Genomic DNA, 21438 nt, shown 5'->3' with positions numbered 1-21438 from the left:
AGGAGTTCTACCCCGTGAGCCAGTTCGACACCACCGCCCCGTACTACGCCGCCTACCGGCCCGGGATCCCGACGGAAGCCGTCAAGCTGCTCGCTCAGCGGGTGGCCGGCAAGGAGCACCGGGCCCTGCTCGACCTCGGGTCCGGCACCGGGCAAGTCCCCCTGGCCCTGGCCGGGGCGATGACGGAGATCGACGTCGTCGAGCAGGACGCGGGCATGCTCGCCGAGGCCGACAAGGCGCTCGCCGGGCTGCCGCTCACTGTCCGCCTGCACAACGCTCCGGCCGAGGCGTTCACCCCACTCGCCTCTTACCGGGCCGACCTTGTCACGGTCTGCCGCGCCTTCCACTGGATGGACCAGGACGTGGTGCTTTCGCGTCTGGAGGACATGACCGCGCCTGACGCGACCGTCGCGGTCATGGGCGACGGCAGCCTGTGGACCGCGCGCTCCGCCTGGACCGACGCCCTGCGCGCCCTGATTCAGGAGTACCTGGGCAAGGAGCGGCGGGCCGGAGTGGGCAAGAAGTACGCGGCGCACAACCGGCCGTACCGCGAGATCCTCGCCGAGTCCGCGTTCGGCCAGGTCGAGGAGCACACCATCGCCGTCGAGCGGGAGTGGAGCACCGAGACGGTGATCGGCTACCTGTACTCGACCTCCTTCGCCGCCCGGCCGCTGTTCGGCGAGCGGGTCGACGACTTCGAGCGCCGCGCCCGGGCTCTGCTCGACGAGCACGCCGCCGCCGGCGGCGGCCTGATCGAGCCTGCCTCCTTCCAGATCGTCCTCGGCCGGCGCGGCTGACCCGCTCCTCCCCCTTCGCGCCGGGGCGGCCCCCCTTCCCGCCCCGGCCCCGTGTCCCTCCGGAAGGAGATCCACCATGCCCAGTCCTGTGACGTGGAGCGACGACGAGCGGCGCCGGTTCGTCGACGACGGCGTCGTCATACGCCGTGGCCTGGTCCACGGCGCCGTCCTGTCCAAGGCGCGCGCCCTCGTCGGCGGCTGGCTGGCCGAGGCGTACGACCCCGCGCGGCTCACCGCTTACACCGAACGCAGCTTCGCCCCCGAGCTGGAGGAGCACCCCGACATCCTCACCCTGTACCGGCGAAGCGGCCTGGCGGAGTTGGCCGGAGACCTGCTGCGGCCCGCGAGGCCCGCCCCGGTCACCCGGGCGCAGATCCAGATCCGGCTTCCGCACGGCGCGCAGCAGCCCGTGAAGCGGATGCACGTCGACGGTGTCTCCTGCCCCCACCTGGAACCGCGCGACCTACGCACGTTCACCTTCATCGCCGGCGTCGTCCTGGACGGCAGCTCCACCGCAGACGCCGGCGCTATGCACTACGTGCCCGGCGGGCACTACCGGATGGCCGACTACTTCGCCACGGACTGGGTCCTGGGGCAGCCGGCCCAGACTCCCGACGACATCGACGCCCAGGACGGCACCGCTCTCACCGCCGAGCCCGGCGACGTGGTCGTGATGCACCACTTAGTCCCGCACCGGGTCGGCATCAACGCGAGCAGCACCCCGAGGGTGATGGCGTACTTCCGCGTCAGCCACGCCCAGCACCCCGACCTCGCCCGGCGCGCTCTGTCGGACCCGTGGCTGGAGTACCCGGCGCTCGCCGCCCTCGCCCGTCCCGGCACCGTGTGAGAGGGGAGAGCGCCGTGGACGTCCTCACCCCCGCCCAGCTCCCCGACGCGGCCCGGCTCCTGGCCGCCGGACAGATGGTCGCCGTGCCCACCCCCCGCTGGTACATGCTGTGTGCCCGTGCCGCCGACCCCGCCGCCACGAACGCGGTCTTCCGCGCCAAGCAGCGTCCCACCGCCAAGCCGCTGTTGCTCGTGCTCGATTCCCCGGCCACGGCCGAGATCCTGTTCGACCTGAGCGCCGACGCCCGGCTGCTGACATGCGGCCTGTGGCCGGCGGACCTCGCGCTGCGTCTTCCGTGGAAGCCCGCGGTGGAGCCTGTCGCGGCGGTCGGCTCCCCGGCACTCGTCGGATGCCCCGACGGAATACTGGGCCAACTGGTCGCCCTGGCCGGCGAACCGCTGGCCGCCGCCGTGTGCAGCATCTCCACCCCCGCCGCCGGCGAGAAGGACCACCCGGCGCTCACCGCCGGCCAGGTCGCCGTCTTCGAGCGGACCATGAGGGCCGGGATCGCCGCGGTCGTCGACGGCGGGATCTGCCCGCACGGCCGGCACATGACCATCGTCGACTGCCCCGCGGGCGCCGCAGCGCGCCTGGAGCGGGAGGGCGCCGTCCACGCCCGCGCCGTCGAAGCCGCTCTCGCCCCGACAGGAGGACCGCATGTGGGGTGACCTCGCCCGTCGGACGAACCGCCTGGTGCCCGACGCGTCGGTGGCCGCCGTCGCCGACGCGCTCGACTACCTCTGTCTCGCCCAGCTCTATCTGCGCGACAACCCGCGCCTGGCCCGGCCCCTGACCCCGGCCGACGTCAAGACGCGACCGGCCGGCCACTGGGGAGTGTGCCCGCCCGCCAACCGGATGCTCGCCGCCCTGGGCCCGCTCCAGGCGACCGTCCCCGACGGCTACGAGCTGCACGTCCTGCACGGCGCCGGGCACGCCGGCCCCTCCGCCCTCGCCCACGCCTACCTCACCGGCCGACTCGGCCACGCCCACCCAGGCTTGCGCCAGGACGAGGCCGGACTGCACGCACTCGTCGCCGGCTTCCCCCGGGCCGACATCGGCGGGGAGATCACCCCGATGATCCCCGGCCACCTGCACACCGGAGGCCAGCTCGGCCCCGCCCTCGCGATCGGGCAAGGCACCGTGCTCGACGCGCCCCACCGGCTGACCGTGGTCCTGATCGGCGACGGCGAGTGCGAGACCGGGACGACCGCCGCCTCCTGGCTCGCCACCCGCGCGCTGCACGGTACGGGCGACCACGGCACCGTTCTCCCCGTAGTCCTGCTCAACGGGCTGCGCATGGGCGGCAAGAGCCTGCTGTCCACCCTGAGCCGCGCCGAACTCACCGCCTATTTCACCGGACTTGGCCACCGGCCCGTCTACAGCGACGGGCACGACGTCGGCCAGCTCCGCCAGGCGGTGGCCGAAGCGCTCGGCGCCGCCGCGCCCTTGGGCATTCCGGGACCGTCGAGCGTCATGGTCCTCACCCTGGACAAGGGCCACGGCGCCCCCGCACACCTCGCCGGCACCCCGGCGGTCCACAAGACGCCGCTGCGCGACCCGGCCGGTGTGCCCGCCGAGTTCGACGCGCTTGCCGACTGGCTGGCCTCCTACCAGCCCAACCAGCTCCTCACCTCCAGCGGCCGGCCCCAGCCGCACCTGCTGCCCGCGCTCCCTTCATCCCGGCCCGAGCCCGACGGCCTCCCGGCGCCGCGCGGCTGCGTCGCCGCCTCCGCCCAGGTCGCCGACCGCGCCGTCGGCCGCCCGTTCACGCAGGTGGTCCCGGAGGTTCTGCGGGCCCGCGCCGAGCAGGGCCCGTTCCGCGTGTTCAGCCCCGACGAGCTGCCCTCCAACCGCCTCGACCTCACCGACGATGACGGGCGCCCGGTGCCGTGGGCGGTGGAAGTGCTCAGCGAGGAGCTGTGCCACGCCTGGGCCCAGGGCTACACGGAGACCGGCCGGCACGCCCTCGTCGCCACCTACGAGGCGTTCGCGCCGATCACCCTCAGCCTCATCCAGCAGCAGCTCAAGCACCGGTCCGTGCGTCGGCACGCCGGGCTCGCCCCACTGCCCAGCCTTGTCTACCTCCTGACCAGCCTGGGCTGGCACAACACCCTCACCCACCAAAACCCCAGCCTCACCTCGGCACTTCTGGCCGGCGGCGACCCCACGCTCCACGTCCTCACCCCCGCCGACCCCGCGCGCACCGCCGCCGCACTCACCTTCGCCCTGCGCAAACTCGGCCGGTGCACGATCGTCATCGCCGGCAAGCACACGACCGTCCACCACTCGCTGGAGACCCTCGACGAGGAACTGCGGCACGGCATCGCGATCTGGCCCCACCTGACCCACCCCGGCCCCGGCGAGCCCGACCTGATCCTCACCTCCGCCGGCGACCTGCCCGCCGAGGCCCTGACCACCCTCGCCCGGCGGCTGCGCGCCGAACGCCCGGACCTGCGCCTGCGGTACGTCCACGTCCACGACCTCACGGCCCTCGCCGAGGACGGCACCCGCCCCCTCGCCCTCGCCCCGGACGCGTTCGCCCGCCACTTCGGCACCCGGGCGCCGATCGTCCTGGCCACCAGCGGGCACCCTGCCGACATCCACGCCCTCCTCGGACGCCGCCACCCCGGGCCCCGGCTCACCGTCCTCGGCTACCGCGACCCCGGCCGCCCCGTCTCCCAGGCCCACCTCCGCCAGCTCTGCGGCCTCGACGACCCCGGCCTGTGGCAGCTCGCCATCACCCTCACCAACACCCCGAAGGAAATACCGGCATGAGCACCCCGCTCCCACCCGTCGCCCCCGACGCCGGCACCATCGACGCCTTCGAACGCGACGGGTACGCGGTCGTCCGCGACGCGATCACCCCGGACCTGCGCGACCGGCTCCTGACCGCCGCCGAGAAGCTGCTGGCCAGCGACATCACCCAAGGCCGCGACCGAGGAGGCGACGGCAAGGACGGCTTCCGCGGATGCCTCAACCTCGACCCTGTGTTCCTCCCGCTCCTCGCCAACCCGGCCGTCCTGCCCACCGTCGTCCAGCTCCTCAGCCCGAACATCCACCTGCTGTCGGCCCACCTCATCGCCCTGCCCAGCGGCCCGCCCCGCACCATCCGCATCCCCGGACGCCACGGCTGGCACCGCGACATGTACGGCGTCACCGCCGACCTCGGCTTCCCCCACACCCCCCGCATGGCGATCAAAGCCGCCCACTACCTCACCCCCGTCACCCCCGACTGCGGGCTGACCATGTTCCTCCCCGGCAGCCACCGCCTTACCGACGAGCCCGTCGTCCCCGCCGGCGCCATCGACCCACCCGGCGCCGTCACCCCCGACATCACCGGAACCGACGCAGTTCTCTTCGAGAACCGGACCTGGCACACCGGAGGCATCAACCTCTCCGGCCGGCCCCGCATCGCCCTGATGCTCCAGTACGGGTATCGCTGGCTCCACCCCGTCGACGACCCGGCCACGGAACTTCGAGCGGACCCCGCTCTCACCTCCATAGAACAGCAGCTCTTGGGCCTGCCCGACCGCCACCCGGACGGATCCCTCGCCAAGGGCAGCGGAGCCGCCCCTATGCGCTCGTGGTGGCAGTCCGGCCCGTCTGTTGCCCACTGCCGCTAGAGCCAGGGGTAAGCCCCCAACGACCCCACCGGTACGAGCAGCACGAGGGAGCACGACATCGAGAGCGAGTCGACCGCCGTCCTGCTCATCGGGATCACCGGCTCCGGCAAGACGCACCTTGCACAGGCCCTCTCCGCGAGGGGCATTGTCCGTCTCAGCGTTGACGAGGAGGTTCACCGCCTCCATGGCCGGTACGGCGTCGACTACCCCGAGCACGAATATTTCGAGCGCGAGGCACCCGCGGTCGAGACCGTACGGGCGCAGCTTATGGAGCTGCTGCGCGCCGGCCGGTCCATCGTCCTCGACCACGGCCTCTGGCGTCGTTCCGATCGCGACGAGTGGAAGAAGACCGTCCGGGCCGTGGGAGGACGCCCACTGCTCGTCTACCTGCCAGCGTCCAAGGAGGTCCTCCTGCGGCGCCTGGCGGCACGCAACCAGCGTCGAGACGCCAATGCCTTGACCGTCACTCCCGAAGCCTTGGACGACTTCTTCGCTCGGTTCGAACCGCCTACCGCCGATGAAGACGCAGTCACTTACAACGGTGACGTAGAGGTCATCCGCTCCGTGGTGCGATGACGCCCTCGGCCGTCCCTCCGAGCAGGAGCGCGAGGTGCTCGGCCATCACGAGCAGGGTCCGGTCCGAATAGGCCGGTCCTACGAGCTGCACACCGATCGGGAGGCCGTCGGCGCCGTGCGCAATAGGCATGACCAGGCTGGGCAGGCCGATGTGGCTGGTGAGGTTGGCCCAGCCGGTCTGGTCGAAGAAGCTCCGTTCGACGCCGTCGACCATGAGAGAACGGCTCCCGGCTGGGATCGCCGCGGTGGGAGCGGCTGGCGTAATGAGGACGTCGTACTGACCGTCGGTGAAGAACCGGTGCCACGTCTGCTGGAGCCGGAGGCGCTCCTCGTTGGCGCGGAGCCAGGCGCGGTGTGTCTGCGTGCGGTGGCGGAGGATGGCGGCCCGTGGGCTCGCGTCGTCCGTGTGCAGGTCACGGGCGGCGGCGAGTTCGGCCGCGCCGGCGGCATCGTCGGTGGCGGCCGTCGTGGTGGCGTGGAGGAGCTGCTCGAAGAGGCGGAGGGATTCGGCGAAGCGGACCGACCCCGCAGTGCGGTGGACACTGGCGCCGGCGGAGGCGAGTGTCCCTTCGAGGGCGGCGACAGCATCGGCGATGTTGCGGTCGACGGGGCAGCTCGCGTCGTCGGCCCACACCGCCACGCGGAGCTGGCCGATCGGGCGCTGCGCCGTGGGCAGCGTGACGCGCCAGGGGGTGTTCTCGTCGGGTGACGGTGTCGTCAGTGCGGCGAGGAGCAGGTCGAGGTCGCGGGGGTGGCGGGCCAGGGGGCCGGGGGTGACCATGTCGCTGCTGGTGATCCATCCCGGCGGGCGGGGGATGTGGCCGCGGGCTGGGATGAGTCCGTGGGTGGGGCGCAGGCCGTAGACGCCGCAGTAGTGGGCGGGGAGCCGCAGGGAGCCGGCGAGGTCGCTGCCGAGGTCGGCGGGGGTCAGGTGTGCGGCGACTGCTGCGGCGGGGCCTCCGGAGGAGCCGCCGGTGGTGTGCTTGGGGTCGTGCGGGTTGAGCGTGGGGCCGAAGAGGGCGTTGTCGGTGTGCAGGTCCTGGCAGTACGCCGGAGTGTTGGTCTTGCCCATGATGACGGCACCTTGGTGGCGGAGCCGGGCGACCGCGTCGGCGTCGCGTGTGGGGACGTGGTCGGCGAGGTCTTCGGCGCCGCTGGTGGTGCGCAGGCCGGCCGTCTCGAAGCTGTCCTTGATCGTGAGGGGTAGGCCGTTGAGGACGCCGGTGCTCTCGCTGCGAGCGCGGCGTTCGTCGGCTGCGTGCGCGGCGGCTCGGGCCGCGCTGTCGTCGCGCGTGACGACGGCGTTGATCTGGCTGGCGTCTATCTGGGCGAGGTGCAAGTCGAGCAGTTCGCGGCTGGAGATCTCGCCGCGGTCCAGGGCCCGGAGCTGGACGTGGGCGGGCTGGTGGGTGAGGTCGTTCGTCATGCGGAGACTCGCTCAAGGTGGGGGGCTCGTGCGGGCTGGCGGGGCAGGTGGCGGGCGACGTCGAGGAGAGCGTCGATGTCGTCCATGGGCCTGGTGGTCTGGCGTTCGAAGTCGGCGAACTCGGTGAGCTGGTCGGGCTCCGGGCGGGCGCCGGCGGCCCTGGCGGCGATTCCGGCGAGGATCTGGTCCGCCGTGACGGCCGCGGACAGATCCTTTCCGTGAAGCCCTCGGGCCCGGTGACGGGCTTCGCTGGCCTCGCGGACGGCGGCGTCAAGGTACTGGCGGATCACGAACCGGCCGTCCCGGATCTCGACGGCTCGGCGGTAGAGCCGGATCGAGATGCGACGGAAGCGGCGCCGCTGGGCCGGGTCGACCCTGTCGATCGGCAGCTCGATCTCGGGTGCCTCGCTGTAGAAGGCCAGCCATAGGGGGCGCAGGCCGTAGTAGCTGCGGTACTGCTTGATCCGGTACCGGACGCTCTGGGCCTGGTCGCTGATGGTGGGCACGAGCCAGCCGATCAGCGTGAGCATGGCGCCGACATCGCCGCAGGTCCAGGCAAAGCCCTCCCATTCCGCGAGGGAGGTGGCGAAGGCGCCGGCGATCACGTTGCCGATGCGGACGGCGCTGTATCCGAGGGTGACGGTCGCGCCGAGGGCGACGATGCGCAGGCCGACGCGGACGGACCCGCGAGTGCTGCGGCGGGCCAGGCGCCAGCAGGCGCGGGCGAGGAAGACTTCGCCGATGGTGTAGGCCGTGACGTACAGGGTGAGGTACGCGGCGTACCAGTCGTCGTGCGCGTAGTAGAGCGTGAAGTCGATCGGGTGCGGCGCGTTGGGCGTCAGCAGGGCGAACAGCACCAGCAGCCCGGCGATCACCGCGAAGCCGGCCCAGAGCCAGCGGCGACTGCGCCGGCGGGCCACCCCGGGCGGGGATCCCCAGTAGGTGAGGACCACCTGTTGGCAGGCCAGGAGCGCGACCACGCAGCCCTGCGCGAGGGGCACGGAAATGTTGACGGTGCCGAGCACGCGGTCGAGGTAGTTCCACATCGGCGTGATGGAGAACAGGAACGAGAGCCCTGACAGCAGGAAGACAGCGGCCAGCGCGGCGGAGGCGGGGTCGCGGCGCCGAGTGGGCACGTCCCGCAGGAGGCACAGGAAGCCGAGCGTCGCGACGACGAGGCTGATCGGGTGGAGCAGGTCCTTCACGGCCGGGCCTCCCGTCGGCGCAGCAGCGTGTGCGTCACCCGATCCTGCACTTCGTCCCCGGAAGGCTCGTCGCTGCGCAACCACCGGTCGATGATCCGGCGCTGGAGCAGCGATGCTAGGAGTTCGGTGTCTCGCTCCTCGTCCTCGTCGTACTTGGTGCGCCCCAACATCATCTGCACGGTGGCCGGGTCCACGCTGGTGATGAAGGCCGGAGCCAGGGCGGAGACCGGTCGGTTCTCGTGGTGGCCGAGCAGTAGGTGGCTGAACTCGTGGGCGATGATGTGGTCCTGGTGCAAGACACTGGTCCACGGGTCGTAGAAAACGTGGACGGCACTCTCTGTAACTGCACATGCCCCGCACACCGAGGGCGCTTGCTCCCGGGGCTCTAGGACCACCGTCCGTCCCGTGCGGCGAGAGACCTCGTCGCTGAGGTCGCGGATATTGGTGACGTGCGGGAGCTTCAGCTCGGCCAAGAGGTCAGGCCGGCGCAGCCTACGTGCAGACCACATTGCTTTCCTTGATCATTTACTGAACTGCGGCCGTTTACGCGCCAGTTGAGGGCGGCAACCCCTCGGATTTTCGTACGCTCTCAACGATCCCCAGGACGGCGTCCTTTCCGTCTGCGGAGACGTCGGATAGGCGAAGAAGAACGTTCTTGATCTTCGCGTCGCGAAGCAGCGCGAGCAACTCAAGTTCCTGCACCGTCTTTTCGGCGACAGCATCGTCGAACCAATAGGCGGGATCCACGCCGAAGAACCCTGCAAGCGCCTCGAGATGACGCTTCGTCGGGTTATCGCGCTGCCCGGTCCGCAAGAGCCACAGGTACTGGCCCGACAGCTTGCCCAGCCCTCGCTTCTCCATCAGTTCGGCCACTTCAGCGTTGCTGTAAGGGCCGCGATCGGGCGGGTGCACAGTGTCGAACAGGCGGTTTAGGCGATCCATGAGCCCCTTGGGGCTCACCTGACCTTCAGCCACTCTTTCATGATCCTTTCCAAGGCGGGCTTCCTCGCAACTTCAGCCACCCTACCCCGCCATAAACACCAGTTTGACGCGCCGATCACACGTATGGAAAGTTCTTCCCCACCAGCACGTTTCCGTGTGGCGCGTACCGCCTGCTTCAGGTCGACCTGTCCGTTTCTGCCGACAGGAGTACGCCGGGCGACGTGGCGCAAGCCACATTCGCCCAGCAATATAAGTCACGTCTGGCAGGCCGTGTTTGATCTTCGAACGGAAAGCGCGGAGGCGACCGTGGAAACACCTCATCCACATCCCATTTCCGCTGCGGGAAATACCAGACTCCCGCTCCAATTCGGACACAATGGCACGCTCTCGGCGTACGGGGCAACCGCGGCAACGGTGCGCTTCGACGCGAGGACGGGCCCCGCCAAGCCCTGTGCGGACGGCTGCGGCACACGACCGTTCGGCGACTCTCTGCAACCAGTACAGAGTTTAAGAACCAAGTCTGGATCTTGACACCGGTCCATGCGTATGTTCGTCGTCCCCGGGCAGCCCGCCTGCGGCGACGAACGTGAGGAGACCGCGAGCACGGACCGGACCGCGAAGGTCCGCAAACAGCGACGGCGCCCGAGAGCGGTAACTCACGGACGCCGAACGCTAAGCGGCATACCCGCCCCGGCAAGGGCGGAGATTGCCCACCATCACCACGCTGAGTCCTTCCGAGGGGCGCGTCAGCGTGGCGACACTGCAAAGGGGAGTATCGCATGCCTCCTGCCCTGCGCAAAAGGCCCTTCCGCCTGGCCTGCGCGGCAGCCACCACCGCCTCGGCGCCTCAGCGCCCCGAGCCGGACCGCACGACCCTGGCCCCCGGCGAGCAGCCGGACCCGCCCGCTCGTCTGGAGCGGCCGATGAGCAGCGAAGCCCGCGAGTGGGTGTGGGAGCACAGCTCCAGCCGAGGGGCCGCGCGCCTGGTCCTGCTGTCGATCGCCGACCGGGTGGCCGACGAGCAGTGCATCTCCTGGGCCTCGCTGTCCAGCCTGGCCAAGCGCACACGCGCCTCGGTCTCCACGGTGCGCGAAGCCGTCGAGCGCCTGCTCCTGTCCGGCGAGCTGGAACAGCTCCATGAGCTCGTAGGCCCGCAGCGCAGCACGGTCTACCGCATGCCTCTCGCCGCCGAAGTGGTCGCCCAGGCCCAGCGCGAGCAGCAGGAGCAGGAAGACAGCGACACAGCAGCAGACGAGCCCGCAGGCCCCGCGAAGCTTCGGCTCTCGGCTCTGCGGCGGTACGGAATCCGCCCGCGTGAGGTGCCGGAATCCCCCGCGAGGGTCCGGAATCCGGCAGTACCGGAAACCGGCAGGTCGAGGCGGAAACCGGCACAGCGACGTACCGGCCACCGGCACAGCGATGTACCGGCTACCGGCACACAGAACCGTAGTGAACCTGATTTGAACCGGAGGTACAGCAGAAGTGGTGCTGCCGTCCTCCCGGCTGCCGAGTGGCAGGTCGACTCCGCCACCCGCACCTGGGCCCGCCAGCAGGGACACCTCGATCGCCTCGGCGAGCAGGGCCTGCGGGCCGCCGACGCGAAGTGGCGTGCGCACCGGGCGGGCCATGCTCCGAGGGCAGCGGAAGCCTGGGCTGCCGACTGGCGCTCCTGGGTCGCCCGGGAGCACGCTCCCAGCCGACCGAACCTCTACGCCGTGCCCGGCAAGAACACCGCCGTACCGGGGGGCATGACGCGGACGGAGGCGCACACCGCCGCCCTGCTTGCCGCCCTCGACGAGCCGACCGGAACGGAGGGGTGACCGTGGACCGCCGCGAAATCGCAGCCCTGCTGGCCTACATCGGCCGACTCGACCCCCGCACCATCCGCACCGACCAAGGCGAGGCCCGCGACCAGCTCGCCCAGTGGCACGAGCTGCTCGGCGACGTGCCGATGGCCACCCCGCACGGCTGGGACGTCCGCGTTGCCGCCCGCCAGCACATCCGCACCTCGCCGTACCAGATCCTGCCCGCGGACCTGGCCCGTCCCTGGGAGAGCTACCGGCGCGACCGCCTGGCGAGGCACTCCGACCCGACACCGTCCGTCGACCCGGACGACCAGGCCGCCTGGACCGCCGAGCTGGTCGGCACCCGCCGCGCCGTCGCCGCCGGTACCGCGCAGCCCGCGCAGGCCCGGGCGATCACCAGCGGTCGCGACGGAGGCGACCCGAAGCTGGAGGCGCGGTTGCGGGAGATCGGCTCCTGCATACCGCCCGCCGCCCGAGCAGCCCTCGCGCCCTACCGGCCCGCCCGCGCAGTCCGTGAGGCCGCTGTCGCGCAGGGGCTGCCCGATGCCCTGAGCGTGCGGTGTGAGTGGTGCCTGGCCCAGCCCGGCGAGCCGTGCCGCCGCCGGAGGATCGGCCCCGATGGCGGAGCCCGCGGAACCGCCCCGCGCGCCACTCCGCACCCCGGCCGTCTCGACCTCGCCGCCGCCGAGCAGGCACAGCGCACCGAGCAGGCCCAGCAGCCCGCCTTGGCCTGATCCGGCGCCTCCGGCGCGTGCATTCCGTCCGCTGCACCGCCGCAACATCACCGTCCCGCACCGGCTGCGTCGCACGCCCTGTGCCGCAGCTGGCACCCGACGCCGCACCCGCCGAGCACCGCCCTAGCCGGCCGGCACGGCAGCACATCGGAGACTCGCCTTGCGCCACATCACCACCCACGACGCGCCGGCCACCGGCCTGCGCGGCATCGGAGACACCAGCTGGCACGTCCGCGGAGCGTGCCACGGCATGGACGTCGAGGACGCCGACGCCGTGTTCTTCCCCGGGCCCCGGGACCACGAGGAGATCGCGGAGGCGAAGGAGCTGTGCGGTTGGTGCCCCGTACGCCGCGAGTGCCTGGACTTCGCTCTGGAGAACGTCCTCAAGGAGGGCGTCTGGGGCGGGCTCACCGAAGCCGAGCGGCGCCCGCTGCACGACGGACTGCACCGGCGCCTGGACTACCGGCGCGTGACGGCCTTCTTCCAGGGACGCGACGTGCACCTGACCGAGGCCGAGCGGCAGGTTGTCATCGACCACGCCTACGTCCGGGGCTGGCGGCCCGAACGGCTTGCCGCCGCCCTGCAGATCAGCCACAAGCACGCCCGAGACCTGCTCCGGCAAGCCGCCAACAAGGTCCTCGACCGCGACCGTAACTACGGCGTGCCCCGCCCCAAGAAGAAGCGGAAGAAGACCTCCAAGACCAAGGGCACCCCCGCGTCCGCAGCTCCCGGCACGCAGCAGCCGGCAGGCCGCCCGGCAGCGTCGCCCCCGACGCACGCCCCTCTCGGAAAGGCAGCATGACCCACCCCGTCCTCGCCTTCGGTGCTACTTCGGACCTCCCTCTCCTCCTCGCCGCCGTCGTGCCCGCCACCCTCGCGCTCGTGCTGACTGCCTGGACCATCCGGCGCCGGGGATCTCGCTCGCAGAAGCGTCTCGGCGGCCCGGCGGTCAAGGTCGCCGCTGTCGCCGCCCTCGGCTGCACCGCCTACAGCGCCGACACCTCGTGGCGGTTCGCGGCCGACTACCTCGACATGGCCGGCGCCGCCGAGCGCGCCGGCATGTTCGCCGCCGCCGAACTCGCCCTGTTCGCCACCGCGCTGATGGCGCGGCAGAACCTCGCCGTCCAGGGCGCCCCCGGCCTGCCGGGCACGCTGGTCTGGGTGATCACCACGGTGCAGGTGATCCCCGCCTACGCAGAGAGCGGCCCCATCGGCGGCACGGTCCGCGCCTTCGTCGGACCAGTCATGGCGGCGATGCTGTGGCACCTGGCCATGGGCATCGAACTGCGCCTGCGCACACCCGGTGCCGCCTCAAAAGGATTGATCGCCATCCTGGGCCGGGAGGCACGCGAGCGTCTCCTGTCTCGCCTCGGCATCGCTGCGCGAGACCGCGACGCCGCACAGATCACCCGGGACCGGGCCACCGCCCGTGCGGTCACCCTCGCCGCCCGCCTCGCCGAGCGCACACCCGAGCAGCAGCGGAACCGTCGAGGCCGGCGGCTGACCCGACGCCTGTCGAAGGCGGTCGGCAGGGCTTCGGTCGGCACCGACCCCCTCCAGCGAGCACAGCTGCTCGACCAGCTCGCCGCCCGGCGACACGCGCTCGCGCTCGCCACGGTCCCGCTCCCTTCTCCCTGGTCCCCGGCGCACAGCAGCGCATCAGCGGCCACGGTCCCCGCACAACCGACATCGAATGTGCCGGTCCCCGTCCCCGGTCCCGACGGTTTCGACGAGCCGGTCCCGGACCGAGGACCGAGGACTCCTCGGGGACCGGTCCCCGAGGAGGCGGACCCTGAAGCCAAGGTCGGCGCGGGGACCAAGGGCGACGAAACGGGAACGACCGCGGGGACCAAGCCCCCTGAAGAGGGTGCGGTCCCGGGGACCGAACCCGCCGATCCAGAAGCCGCAGCGCGGGACGCAGGGGCCACGAGGACCGACCGCAACACGCGAGAAGTAGCAGCTCAGGGCACAAAGCCTCATCGGGGACCGGGCATGGCAAAGTCGGGGACCGAGAGCACCGCGGACCGAGGACCGACCGCCACCGAGTCCGGGACCGAGACCACCCAGGACCGAGGACCCAAGGTCCCACTCCGTCGGAAGCCGGCCAGGAAGTCCCGGACGAAGAACAAGGACAACCGTGCCCGGTCCCGCTCTCCGCAGACGGAGCGCCCGGCACGCGAGCTGGGCGAGTCCGAGCGCCAGCTTGTCCAGGAGGTACGCCCCCATGTTCCCGCCCTGCTCGAACGGGACGGCAACGGAGCGATCACCCGGGTGCAGCTGCGCGAAATCATCCGCCGCCAGGGCCTGACAGGTGTCGGGAACGACCGACTCGGCCTCGTCCTCCAGGAGCTGCGGAACGAGGACATCACGACGACGAGGAGCACCGCCCGATGAAGACCTGCCACCAGTTCGACACCGTGCGCGCGGAGTACGAGCGAGAGATCGGATTCATGCTCGCTCACTCCGAGCGGCACGCGGGCAGGCCGGCGGCGAAGTCCAGTGCGAAGCACGCTGCCTCGGCGAAACAGCGAATGGCCCGCGCGCTCAACAGCCACGTCGGGCGCTGCCCCGAGTGCGGCTGAACCGGCAAAACTCCAGGTCAAGCCCGTACCCGTAAAGGTGGCCGACTCCACGCCGGGCCACCGCCCCGCTTAGGAGGTACGCAGTGATTCCGCGTCCCCCTCGTTCTTCCGAGCCCACCACCGCCGAGGCCGATGCCTGGGCGGACGTCTTGGTCCGCCGGCAACTCCTACACGCCGTCGTCCCCACGCCGACCGGGCAGTGGCTCGTCCAGGACCACCCCGAAGGGCCGGTCGGCGTCCTTGCCAGCCCAGCCGATGTCCTCGCGCTGGCCGCAACCATCCAGCAGCGCACCCGCTCGACGAGGCCCGAATCCCGATGACGAACGCACGCAAGAACGGCACCACCCCGGAACCTGATCCCGACTCCAACTCGGTCTCGGGGCGAGCAAGTTATCGGCCAAGCTACTCTTCCCCGTCGGGGAAGGCAGCTTGGCCATCTCCCGCCCCAGGGGTGGCGGGAGTGGTCCAGCACCGGGGGGCGCTGGACCGTCAGGCAGCGACCGAGGGCGGATCGCAGCCAGAGGTGGGGAAGCAGCAGCGAAGCCGCGTGAACGCAGCTCCACCAACCACGACACGTAAGCGCTCCCCCCAGAAGAACAAGCGCGCACGCATCTGCAACGTCCGTCTCAACGACGACGAGTGGAATCGTCTGACCACCGCAGCACGTACCTCACGCAAGAGCCTGCCCGCCTTCCTCGTGCGCGCCGGCCTCGCCGCCGCCGACGACTCCGAGAACACAGCAGCGGCCATCGCAGGCCACCGAGATCTCATAGCCGAGCTGTTCGCCGCACGCCGTCATCTCGGACAGGTCGGCAACAACCTGAACCAGGTCGCCCGCACCATCAACAGCGGCGGACAACCCGCCGAACTCGACGCCGTCGTTTCGGCCGTCCAGCGAGCAGTCGCTCGTGTGCAAGTGGTCACCGACAGGATGCTCGAACAGGATTGACCGGGCGGCTCAGGCAGACCACGAGGCGCTGCCAGACAGCAGCCCGCGTACGTCATGCCGGACAGCATCCTGGAACCGGTCGCGCAGGCTTCCGACCTCATCCTTCATAGCGAGGAGCCCTGGGGTGTCCTGCGGATCCGCAGCTGCGACGTAGTCACGAGCACGTCGCAGAGCACGGAAGATCTCGTCGGCTGCCCGGACGACGTCGAGTGGAGCCAGAACGTGGATCCGCTGCCGAGTGCCGCCGAGGTTGAAGTCGGCGAACGCCACCTCGGCCGCCGTCTCGCGTTCCTCACCCGCCGTGGTCCGCAACACGCGCAGGAGGTCTCTTCCCGTGTCCTCCATCGCGACCAGGTACTCGGCGTACAGCTCCGTACGCAGCTCCAGCAGGCGCGTGACCGACTCCCGACGCCAACGCCGCCGGTCCCCCAGCGCCGTCGCACCAGCACCCAGCAGAACTCCCAGCAGCGCGGACAGCGGCGATACCCAGCTCATCCGTGAGCACTTCCCGCCCAGCGCACGTGGAACGCCCCCTTCCCACGCCCCATCCCAGTTGATCAATCGTCAAGGACAGCACCATGGTTCCCCGGATCCAGAAGCGCGGACAGCGCACCATTGGCCTCCTGTACTACCTCTACGGACCAGGCAAGTACGAGGAGCACACTGACCCCCACCTCGTCGCTTCCTGGGACCACAATGCTCCCGACCCCGGCCGCGACGCCACCGCAACCCTCAAGCAGCTCCAGCAGCTCCTGGACCAGCCCGTCGACAACATCGACCAGTCACAACGGCCCAAGAGGCATGTGTGGCACCTCTCCGTCCGCAACGCCGGCGAGGACCGGATCCTCACGGGCGAGGAATGGGGCGACGTGGCACGCCGCATGGTCGCTGCCGCCGGCATCGACGACCCCGAGGCGGGAGCGGGCTGCCGGTGGGTGGCCGTCCGGCATGCCGACGACCACATCCACATCGTCGCCACCCTCGTCCGCGAAGACGGGTACAAACCCGACCTCGCCAACGACGCCAACCGGGTGCAGGCTCAGGCCCGAGCCCTCGAAGCGGAGCTGGGTCTGCGTCGCCTCAACAAGGGTGATGGCACCGCAGCGAAGCGCCCCACCAGCGCCGAGCGCCACAAGGCCCAGCGCCAGGGCCGCGAGCGCACCGCGCGGGAAGAGCTGCGTGAGACCGTACGCGGAGCCGTGACCGGCGCCCGAAACGAGACGGAGTTCTTCGACCGCCTCGCCGCCGCCGGCCTCCTGATCCGTAAGCGCGAGGCTCCCTCTGGCGACCTGCTCGGATACAAGGTGGCTCTGCCGGACGACCGCAACAAGGACGGCGAGCCCGTGTTCTATCCCGGAGTGCGCCTGGCCCCGGACCTGTCCCTGCCGCGGATCCGCGAGCGCTGGTCCGCCGACCAGACATCATCGACGGGTGCTCCCGGCCGCGCCGCTCCGACCAACCCGTCTGCCGCACGTCGGCGGGCAGCGTCGGCCGCCTGGTCCGCGATCACGGTCATCGAGCACGGTGACGACGCGGTCGCCGCCGCCTACATCTCTTCGGCTGGCGAGGTCTTGGATGCCCTCGCGAAGACGTCCGCTGCACACACCCGCCGCGAACTGCGGGATGCTGCCTTCGCGTTCGAGCGGGCCTCCCGATCCCACGTACGTGCCGAGCGTGGGCACGACCGCGCTCTACGGCAGGCCGCCCGCGACCTCGTCCACGGCGGTCCTGCGCTCGGCCGAGGCGAGGATGGTGCGAGCACCGCGATGGCCATCGACATGCTGTTCTTCCTCATCATCGCCGCCGCGCACTGGCACGCAAAGAAGGGCCACGCACAGCAGGTCGCTGCTGCGCGTCAGGCCGCCGAGCACCTGCGCTCCGCCTACGAGGATGCCGCCGCCCAGCCCCTCGGCGTGCTCTACCAGCGAGGCCGGCGTCTGAGCCGGCCGGTGTTTCAGCGGCAGACGGTACTGCTGCGCGAGGCGCTGCCGGGGCTGGCTGAGCGGATCCTTACCGAACCCGCTTGGTACGCCCTGGCCGCCACCATCACCGACGCCGAGGCCGCCGGCCACGACCCAGCGGACCTCCTGTCCCAAGCAGTTGAGCGCCGCGAACTCGACACCGCGGACTCGGTCAGCGACGTCCTGGTGTGGCGACTTCGTCGCCTGGCCGATCTGCCAGCCGACGCTACCGGGATACCGGAGAACAACACGAAAAAGAGCCCGACGACCGTGCGCCCGGCATCGGCTCGCACCACCGCCTCTGGCCGCCGCTTCGGTGAAGAGGCGCCGGGCAATACACGATGAGCCTCGCGCAGGTGCGACGGCGCTTGTATGTCAGAGGAACTCACGGACGCCGCGCAATCTGGTACGCAGCTTGGCCTGGGTTGCGCGGCTGTCGAGCCGGACGTCGAGTGCGCCGGGAAGCGCGGTGGCTGCCCGGAGGCCCTTCGGTAGACGGGAAGCGTCGAGCCCGTCGCGGTGGGCGATGAGAACACCAAGGGCGTGACGACTCACGGCGTCGGGACCTGCAAGGTGGTGGATGCCGCGCGCGTCGGTGGAGGCCAGCTCCAGCAGGGCGGCGGCCAGGTCACCGACATGAACGGGGCAGCGGATGTCGTCAGTGAACAGGGATCCCGCTCGGGAATCGGTCGCGAGGTCGTGCACAAGGCGTACGTGCTCGGACTGGATGCCGCCGATGATCAGTGAGGTACGGGCAATGGCGGCGTCCGGGGCCAGCAGCCGGATGCCGGTCTCCGCCGCGGCCTTCGCTGCGCCGTACGGGGTTACGGGATCGGGGAGGCAGGATTCGTCGTAGTGGGCGCGCGTGCCGGAAAACACGGCGTCACTGCTTACGTGAACGAGACGGCAGTTGTGCTTCGCCGCGGTCATCGCCAGGCGCACGGAACCTTCGGCTGTGGCTGCCCAATCGGCGCTGCCGCTACTCGCGTTGATGACCATGCAGGGGGCGAGCGAGGAGACGACCTCCTCGACGCGATCGCCGTCCCGCAGGTCCAGGTCGTACCAAGTGGCCTCCGGACTGCTGACCGGCCTGGTCGCAAAGGTCGCGGCGGTGAGATGCCCGGCGGCAGATGCCTGGCGGACCAACTCGGTGCCCAGGAACCCGCTGCCGCCGACGATGAGGACAGTCATGGCATGCCACGGTAGACGGTCCTCGCTCGCTGGAAGCACCTCGCACAGAGCGGGCCCCGGCCCCGGGAAGCGATGAATCACCTTGCGACCGGCCCAAAACTGACTGTGATCTTTGTGAATTGAAACCGCCAGGGGCGTAGGGCACGATCATGAAGCGAGTAGGACGAGGCAAAGGAGGACGCCAGGGTGTTTCACCGGATACGCCGCCGGGCCAAGGAGCCGAGCGAGGCGCAGCGACAGTTCGCCGAGCTGCATGCGCGGCTGCAGAACCAGGTCCCGCCCGGGTTCGGGCTACCGCCGGCCGAGCCGGAGCGCACCGAGCCGACCGCCGTGGTGGACGACTTCCTTCCGCCGGAGCTGCGGGTACCAAGCCACGACCAGCTCGACGGCAAGATGATGCCGTGGAAGCAGCCGCTCGTCCTCGACGGTGAGATGGTCGCCTGCTCCGAGTGTGGCGCATACCGAGACTGGCTCATCCTTTCCACGCGCGACCAGATCTGGCTGCGCTGCCGAGTCGGCCACCAGCAGCAGGAGACCCGCCTCAACACCGCCTGGTTCAACCGGAACTCCGGGCCGGCGGACGCGACGCACGCCACGTTCGAGGACTGCCTGCGCCACCTCGGACACTGACCTCCACTCCTACGACCCCACCGGGCCCGCGGGCCCGCACTGACCACCCGTCGCCTAGCACCAAGGGGTCAGTTCCGTCATGCGCGTTCGCGTCGCCAGCACCGCCCTCGGCATCACCGCCGCCCTCCTCGCCGTGCCCGCCTGCTCCACCGACACCGCCGGCACCGACACCTCCACCCGCACCGGGAAACCGGCAGACGCCGCGCAGCAGGCTGCCCCGCTCAAGTCGGCCACGCTGCAGACGCGTCTGCTCGACCAGAGCGACCTCGGCAGCAGCTACCTGCGCAAGCAGGAGCGCCCCACTCAGCACGACGACGTCACGGTCATCGGCTGCCCCGCCCTGAGCGAGCTGGGCGGTGACGCGGCGACCGGCGGCACTCTCACCTTCCCGCACAAAGCGAAGGCCGCCTTCACCTACGACGGCAGCAGCTCCGAGGTCGCCGAGGAGCTGTACAGCGACAGTGCGGACAAGCTGTCTGACAGCATCGGCCGGATCTTCGACGCCATGACGGGATGCCCCACGTACCAGGTCGTCGCGGGCGGCACCCCGGTCGACATGGCCTCGCAGAAGCTGCCCGCGCCCCGCAACCTCGGTGACGAGCAGTGGAGCCAGCTCCTGACGTTCTCCACCGGAGGAAAGAGCACCGTGGTCAAGCAGACCGCGATCCGCGACGGCAGTCTGCTGCTGATCGTCTCCGGCTCCCCGGCCCTCGTCGACCGCCACCTCGACAAGGCGCTCGCCAAGGCCACGACAACGAGCTAGCCCCTCCACCACCCAGCTCCTGCCCCCGACCACCATGGGTCGGGGGCAGCAGCGCGTTACTGGCCGACCCGCTGAGCGGCGCGGGCAGCTTGGCCAGGCCCCAGGCTCGGACAGCCCGGGAAGCAAGGAACCCGGCGCCCTCCACCTGGGGAGGAGCCGGGCTGCGTGCGTTGGGAGTTGAGCGGGACGTTAGATGGCCGGCGCGCGCAGGAGGCGCTCCTGGGTTGCCTCGGGCAGCACTCGGCGCAGGACCGGTGCGGTCGAGCTGAGGGATGCGGCGAAGGCAGCCACGAGGTCGTGCGGGACGCTGGCCCCGAAGGAGGCCGCCCACAGGCAGGGGGCGCCGAGCGCGGGCTCGGCCCATGCCTGCCATCCGGCCGGTCCCGCCTCGTCGGCCTCGATGGTCAGGGCGCGCGGGTCGGCGTCCTGGATGAGGGGCGGCACCTCGCCAAGGCTGACGTGCGAGGTGAACGTCGGGTCCGTTGCCGCCGCCTGCGGCTGGTCAATGTCGCGGAGCCAGCCGTGTGCTGCGACGGCGTCGAGGACCAGCTCGGGGCCGGCGAGCGGCGCGGCGGGTTGGTCGCGGGCGTCGAGCGCGACAAGGAAGTCGGCCACGGCCTCGCCGGGGGCGTCGGGGGTGAAGTAGGCCGACCACGACGCGATCGGGCTGCTCGTGTCCGTGCGGGCCGAGATCTGCCAGGCGATCGGTAGGTCGCCCAGGTGGAACGGCTCGTCCGGCAGACTCCACTGCGCCCAGCGGAGGGCGTCGGGGCTGATGTGCAGGACGGTGCTGCGCAGGACCTGGCGGTCCTCCGCTGCTTCATCCGGCTCGTACCGTCCGCGGACGATCGTCAGGCTCGTCCAGCCCAGGCCGGAGAGCGTGTCGGCGACGGCGTCGTAGAGGCGCCCATCGTCGCCGGCCAGATGCCGGGGCCCGACCCAGAACGCGGGCTGGCCGCCGCGCGGAGTGGACGAGTCGAGCGGGAAGTCGGGGTACAGGGGCGCCTCCAAGGGCTCAGTGCGGGTCTAGTTGCCGCCGGCACGGCGGCGGGGGCGGCGCGGGGGTGCCTGGACGGGGCCCTGCCACGTCAGGTCGACGGCGACCTCGGACGGCAGATGGCCGAGTTGTGCGTCCTCGTCCCGCCCTTCGGCGAGGTAGACGACGGTCCGGCCGGTCTCGTCCACGGACTGCACGACCTGCGCCAGGCGGTGTGCCATCGGAAAGAAGGGGTTCATGGCCTGGCGGACCGGAGCACTCCGGTCGCAGGCGGACAGCAGGTCGATGAGATCACCGACGGTCATCTCCGGGGACGTCACGAACAGCCTCCTGGGGTGAGGGGAAACGGGGAGCAACGGAACGGGCCGGAGGCCAGCAGTAAGCCAGTCTTCCGAGTGAGGGCTACCAGT

Annotated in this window: 23 protein-coding genes; 15 read left to right on the top strand and 8 right to left on the bottom strand. The window is 71.0% G+C overall.

Annotation, left to right across the window (positions count from 1 at the left end; genetic code table 11):
- Nucleotides 1–14 precede the first annotated feature (14 nt).
- The 6 genes from CEB94_RS33275 to CEB94_RS33250 all read left to right on the top strand — a co-directional run bounded on the left by CEB94_RS33275 (nucleotide 15) and on the right by CEB94_RS33250 (nucleotide 5843).
- The gene (locus CEB94_RS33275; RefSeq protein WP_175435670.1) at nucleotides 15–797 is read left to right on the top strand and encodes a class I SAM-dependent methyltransferase; all 783 of its coding nucleotides are present in this window, start codon (nucleotides 15–17) and stop codon (nucleotides 795–797) included.
- Nucleotides 798–873: 76 nt separating this feature from the next.
- Entirely contained in the window at nucleotides 874–1644 is a 771-nt protein-coding gene (locus CEB94_RS33270; RefSeq protein WP_175435669.1) for a phytanoyl-CoA dioxygenase family protein, read from the top strand.
- Nucleotides 1645–1658: 14 nt separating this feature from the next.
- Nucleotides 1659–2312, top strand: a complete 654-nt coding sequence (locus tag CEB94_RS33265) for an L-threonylcarbamoyladenylate synthase (RefSeq protein WP_175435668.1) — start codon at nucleotides 1659–1661, stop codon at nucleotides 2310–2312.
- Nucleotides 2302–4419 carry a phosphoketolase family protein gene (locus tag CEB94_RS33260; protein WP_175435667.1) on the top strand — a complete coding sequence of 706 codons (2118 nt, stop codon included), beginning with the start codon at nucleotides 2302–2304 and terminating at the stop codon, nucleotides 4417–4419. Before CEB94_RS33265 ends, CEB94_RS33260 begins: the two co-directional genes overlap by 11 nt.
- Nucleotides 4416–5267: a phytanoyl-CoA dioxygenase family protein gene (locus tag CEB94_RS33255; RefSeq protein WP_175435666.1), complete on the top strand. Its 852-nt coding sequence runs from the start codon at nucleotides 4416–4418 to the stop codon at nucleotides 5265–5267. The genes CEB94_RS33260 and CEB94_RS33255 overlap by 4 nt, the downstream gene beginning before the upstream one ends.
- Before the next feature lie 57 nt (nucleotides 5268–5324).
- Nucleotides 5325–5843: a P-loop nucleotide/nucleoside kinase family protein gene (locus tag CEB94_RS33250; RefSeq protein WP_175437267.1), complete on the top strand. Its 519-nt coding sequence runs from the start codon at nucleotides 5325–5327 to the stop codon at nucleotides 5841–5843.
- Here the strand turns inward: CEB94_RS33250 and CEB94_RS33245 are convergent.
- The 4 genes from CEB94_RS33245 to CEB94_RS33230 form a co-directional block, all read right to left on the bottom strand.
- Nucleotides 5821–7269: an amidase family protein gene (locus CEB94_RS33245; RefSeq protein ID WP_175435665.1), complete on the bottom strand. Its 1449-nt coding sequence runs from the start codon at nucleotides 7267–7269 to the stop codon at nucleotides 5821–5823. The genes CEB94_RS33250 and CEB94_RS33245 overlap by 23 nt on opposite strands.
- Complete coding sequence (locus CEB94_RS33240) at nucleotides 7266–8474, bottom strand: MAB_1171c family putative transporter (protein WP_175435664.1); 1209 nt, start codon at nucleotides 8472–8474, stop codon at nucleotides 7266–7268. The genes CEB94_RS33245 and CEB94_RS33240 overlap by 4 nt, the downstream gene beginning before the upstream one ends.
- Nucleotides 8471–8770 carry a secondary metabolite protein gene (locus CEB94_RS33235; RefSeq protein ID WP_031102850.1) on the bottom strand — a complete coding sequence of 100 codons (300 nt, stop codon included), beginning with the start codon at nucleotides 8768–8770 and terminating at the stop codon, nucleotides 8471–8473. The genes CEB94_RS33240 and CEB94_RS33235 overlap by 4 nt, the downstream gene beginning before the upstream one ends.
- Nucleotides 8771–9017: 247 nt before the next feature.
- Nucleotides 9018–9449, bottom strand: coding sequence for an XRE family transcriptional regulator (locus tag CEB94_RS33230; RefSeq protein ID WP_245237322.1), 432 nt, complete (start codon nucleotides 9447–9449; stop codon nucleotides 9018–9020).
- An 890-nt stretch (nucleotides 9450–10339) separates the two neighbouring features.
- On the opposite strand from CEB94_RS33230, the gene CEB94_RS33225 reads away from it, so the two are divergent.
- The 6 genes from CEB94_RS33225 (at nucleotide 10340) to CEB94_RS33200 (ending at nucleotide 15486) form a co-directional block, all read left to right on the top strand.
- Complete coding sequence (locus tag CEB94_RS33225) at nucleotides 10340–11236, top strand: helix-turn-helix domain-containing protein (protein ID WP_175437266.1); 897 nt, start codon at nucleotides 10340–10342, stop codon at nucleotides 11234–11236.
- Between the two features lie 2 nt (nucleotides 11237–11238).
- Complete coding sequence (locus CEB94_RS33220; protein ID WP_175435663.1) at nucleotides 11239–11955, top strand: zinc finger domain-containing protein; 717 nt, start codon at nucleotides 11239–11241, stop codon at nucleotides 11953–11955.
- Nucleotides 11956–12115: 160 nt separating this feature from the next.
- Nucleotides 12116–12757 (top strand): WhiB family transcriptional regulator, encoded by a 642-nt coding sequence (locus CEB94_RS33215; protein ID WP_175435662.1) that lies wholly within the window; start codon nucleotides 12116–12118, stop codon nucleotides 12755–12757.
- A complete protein-coding gene (locus CEB94_RS33210) occupies nucleotides 12754–14349 on the top strand; it encodes a hypothetical protein (RefSeq protein ID WP_175435661.1) in 1596 nt (531 codons plus the stop codon). The genes CEB94_RS33215 and CEB94_RS33210 overlap by 4 nt, the downstream gene beginning before the upstream one ends.
- Entirely contained in the window at nucleotides 14346–14537 is a 192-nt protein-coding gene (locus CEB94_RS33205; protein ID WP_020276726.1) for a hypothetical protein, read from the top strand. Before CEB94_RS33210 ends, CEB94_RS33205 begins: the two co-directional genes overlap by 4 nt.
- A gap of 460 nt (nucleotides 14538–14997) precedes the next feature.
- A complete protein-coding gene (locus CEB94_RS33200; protein WP_246111997.1) occupies nucleotides 14998–15486 on the top strand; it encodes a plasmid mobilization protein in 489 nt (162 codons plus the stop codon).
- A 9-nt stretch (nucleotides 15487–15495) separates the two neighbouring features.
- Here CEB94_RS33200 and CEB94_RS33195 read toward each other — a convergent pair whose 3' ends face one another.
- Complete coding sequence (locus CEB94_RS33195) at nucleotides 15496–15981, bottom strand: hypothetical protein (protein ID WP_175435659.1); 486 nt, start codon at nucleotides 15979–15981, stop codon at nucleotides 15496–15498.
- 83 nt (nucleotides 15982–16064) lie between these two features.
- Between CEB94_RS33195 and CEB94_RS33190 the strand changes: the two genes are divergently transcribed.
- Entirely contained in the window at nucleotides 16065–17792 is a 1728-nt protein-coding gene (locus CEB94_RS33190) for a relaxase/mobilization nuclease domain-containing protein (protein ID WP_175435658.1), read from the top strand.
- Between the two features lie 30 nt (nucleotides 17793–17822).
- Here the strand turns inward: CEB94_RS33190 and CEB94_RS33185 are convergent, their stop codons facing one another.
- The gene (locus CEB94_RS33185) at nucleotides 17823–18638 is read right to left on the bottom strand and encodes an SDR family oxidoreductase (RefSeq protein WP_020276721.1); all 816 of its coding nucleotides are present in this window, start codon (nucleotides 18636–18638) and stop codon (nucleotides 17823–17825) included.
- A 186-nt stretch (nucleotides 18639–18824) separates the two neighbouring features.
- Here CEB94_RS33185 and CEB94_RS33180 point away from each other — a divergent pair, with 186 nt between their 5' ends.
- Both CEB94_RS33180 and CEB94_RS33175 read left to right on the top strand, forming a co-directional pair.
- Complete coding sequence (locus CEB94_RS33180; protein WP_175435657.1) at nucleotides 18825–19268, top strand: hypothetical protein; 444 nt, start codon at nucleotides 18825–18827, stop codon at nucleotides 19266–19268.
- 79 nt (nucleotides 19269–19347) lie between these two features.
- On the top strand, nucleotides 19348–20031 hold the full coding sequence (locus CEB94_RS33175) for a hypothetical protein (protein WP_175435656.1): 684 nt from the start codon (nucleotides 19348–19350) through the stop codon (nucleotides 20029–20031).
- A gap of 189 nt (nucleotides 20032–20220) precedes the next feature.
- Here the strand turns inward: CEB94_RS33175 and CEB94_RS33170 are convergent, their stop codons facing one another.
- Nucleotides 20221–21042, bottom strand: coding sequence for an SPDY domain-containing protein (locus CEB94_RS33170; protein WP_175435655.1), 822 nt, complete (start codon nucleotides 21040–21042; stop codon nucleotides 20221–20223).
- Nucleotides 21043–21057: 15 nt separating this feature from the next.
- Nucleotides 21058–21348, bottom strand: a complete 291-nt coding sequence (locus CEB94_RS33165; protein WP_175435654.1) for a hypothetical protein — start codon at nucleotides 21346–21348, stop codon at nucleotides 21058–21060.
- Nucleotides 21349–21438: the final 90 nt, after the last annotated feature.

The organism is Streptomyces hawaiiensis (genome assembly GCF_004803895.1).
In the GTDB taxonomy this organism is placed as follows: domain Bacteria; phylum Actinomycetota; class Actinomycetes; order Streptomycetales; family Streptomycetaceae; genus Streptomyces; species Streptomyces hawaiiensis.
This window is presented reverse-complemented; position numbering and strand designations above follow the sequence as displayed.

What these genes read in the sequence shown, in the direction of transcription:
- CEB94_RS33260 (WP_175435667.1), top strand. Translation starts at nt 2,302, where the DNA reads ATGTGGGGTGACCTCGCCCGTCGGACGAACCGCCTGGTGCCCGACGCG.
- CEB94_RS33225 (WP_175437266.1), top strand. Translation starts at nt 10,340, where the DNA reads ATGAGCAGCGAAGCCCGCGAGTGGGTGTGGGAGCACAGCTCCAGCCGA.
- CEB94_RS33205 (WP_020276726.1), top strand. Translation starts at nt 14,346, where the DNA reads ATGAAGACCTGCCACCAGTTCGACACCGTGCGCGCGGAGTACGAGCGA.
- CEB94_RS33270 (WP_175435669.1), top strand. Translation starts at nt 874, where the DNA reads ATGCCCAGTCCTGTGACGTGGAGCGACGACGAGCGGCGCCGGTTCGTC.
- CEB94_RS33210 (WP_175435661.1), top strand. Translation starts at nt 12,754, where the DNA reads ATGACCCACCCCGTCCTCGCCTTCGGTGCTACTTCGGACCTCCCTCTC.
- CEB94_RS33185 (WP_020276721.1), bottom strand. Translation starts at nt 18,638, where the DNA reads ATGACTGTCCTCATCGTCGGCGGCAGCGGGTTCCTGGGCACCGAGTTG.
- CEB94_RS33190 (WP_175435658.1), top strand. Translation starts at nt 16,065, where the DNA reads ATGGTTCCCCGGATCCAGAAGCGCGGACAGCGCACCATTGGCCTCCTG.
- CEB94_RS33175 (WP_175435656.1), top strand. Translation starts at nt 19,348, where the DNA reads ATGCGCGTTCGCGTCGCCAGCACCGCCCTCGGCATCACCGCCGCCCTC.
- CEB94_RS33245 (WP_175435665.1), bottom strand. Translation starts at nt 7,269, where the DNA reads ATGACGAACGACCTCACCCACCAGCCCGCCCACGTCCAGCTCCGGGCC.
- CEB94_RS33255 (WP_175435666.1), top strand. Translation starts at nt 4,416, where the DNA reads ATGAGCACCCCGCTCCCACCCGTCGCCCCCGACGCCGGCACCATCGAC.
- CEB94_RS33195 (WP_175435659.1), bottom strand. Translation starts at nt 15,981, where the DNA reads ATGAGCTGGGTATCGCCGCTGTCCGCGCTGCTGGGAGTTCTGCTGGGT.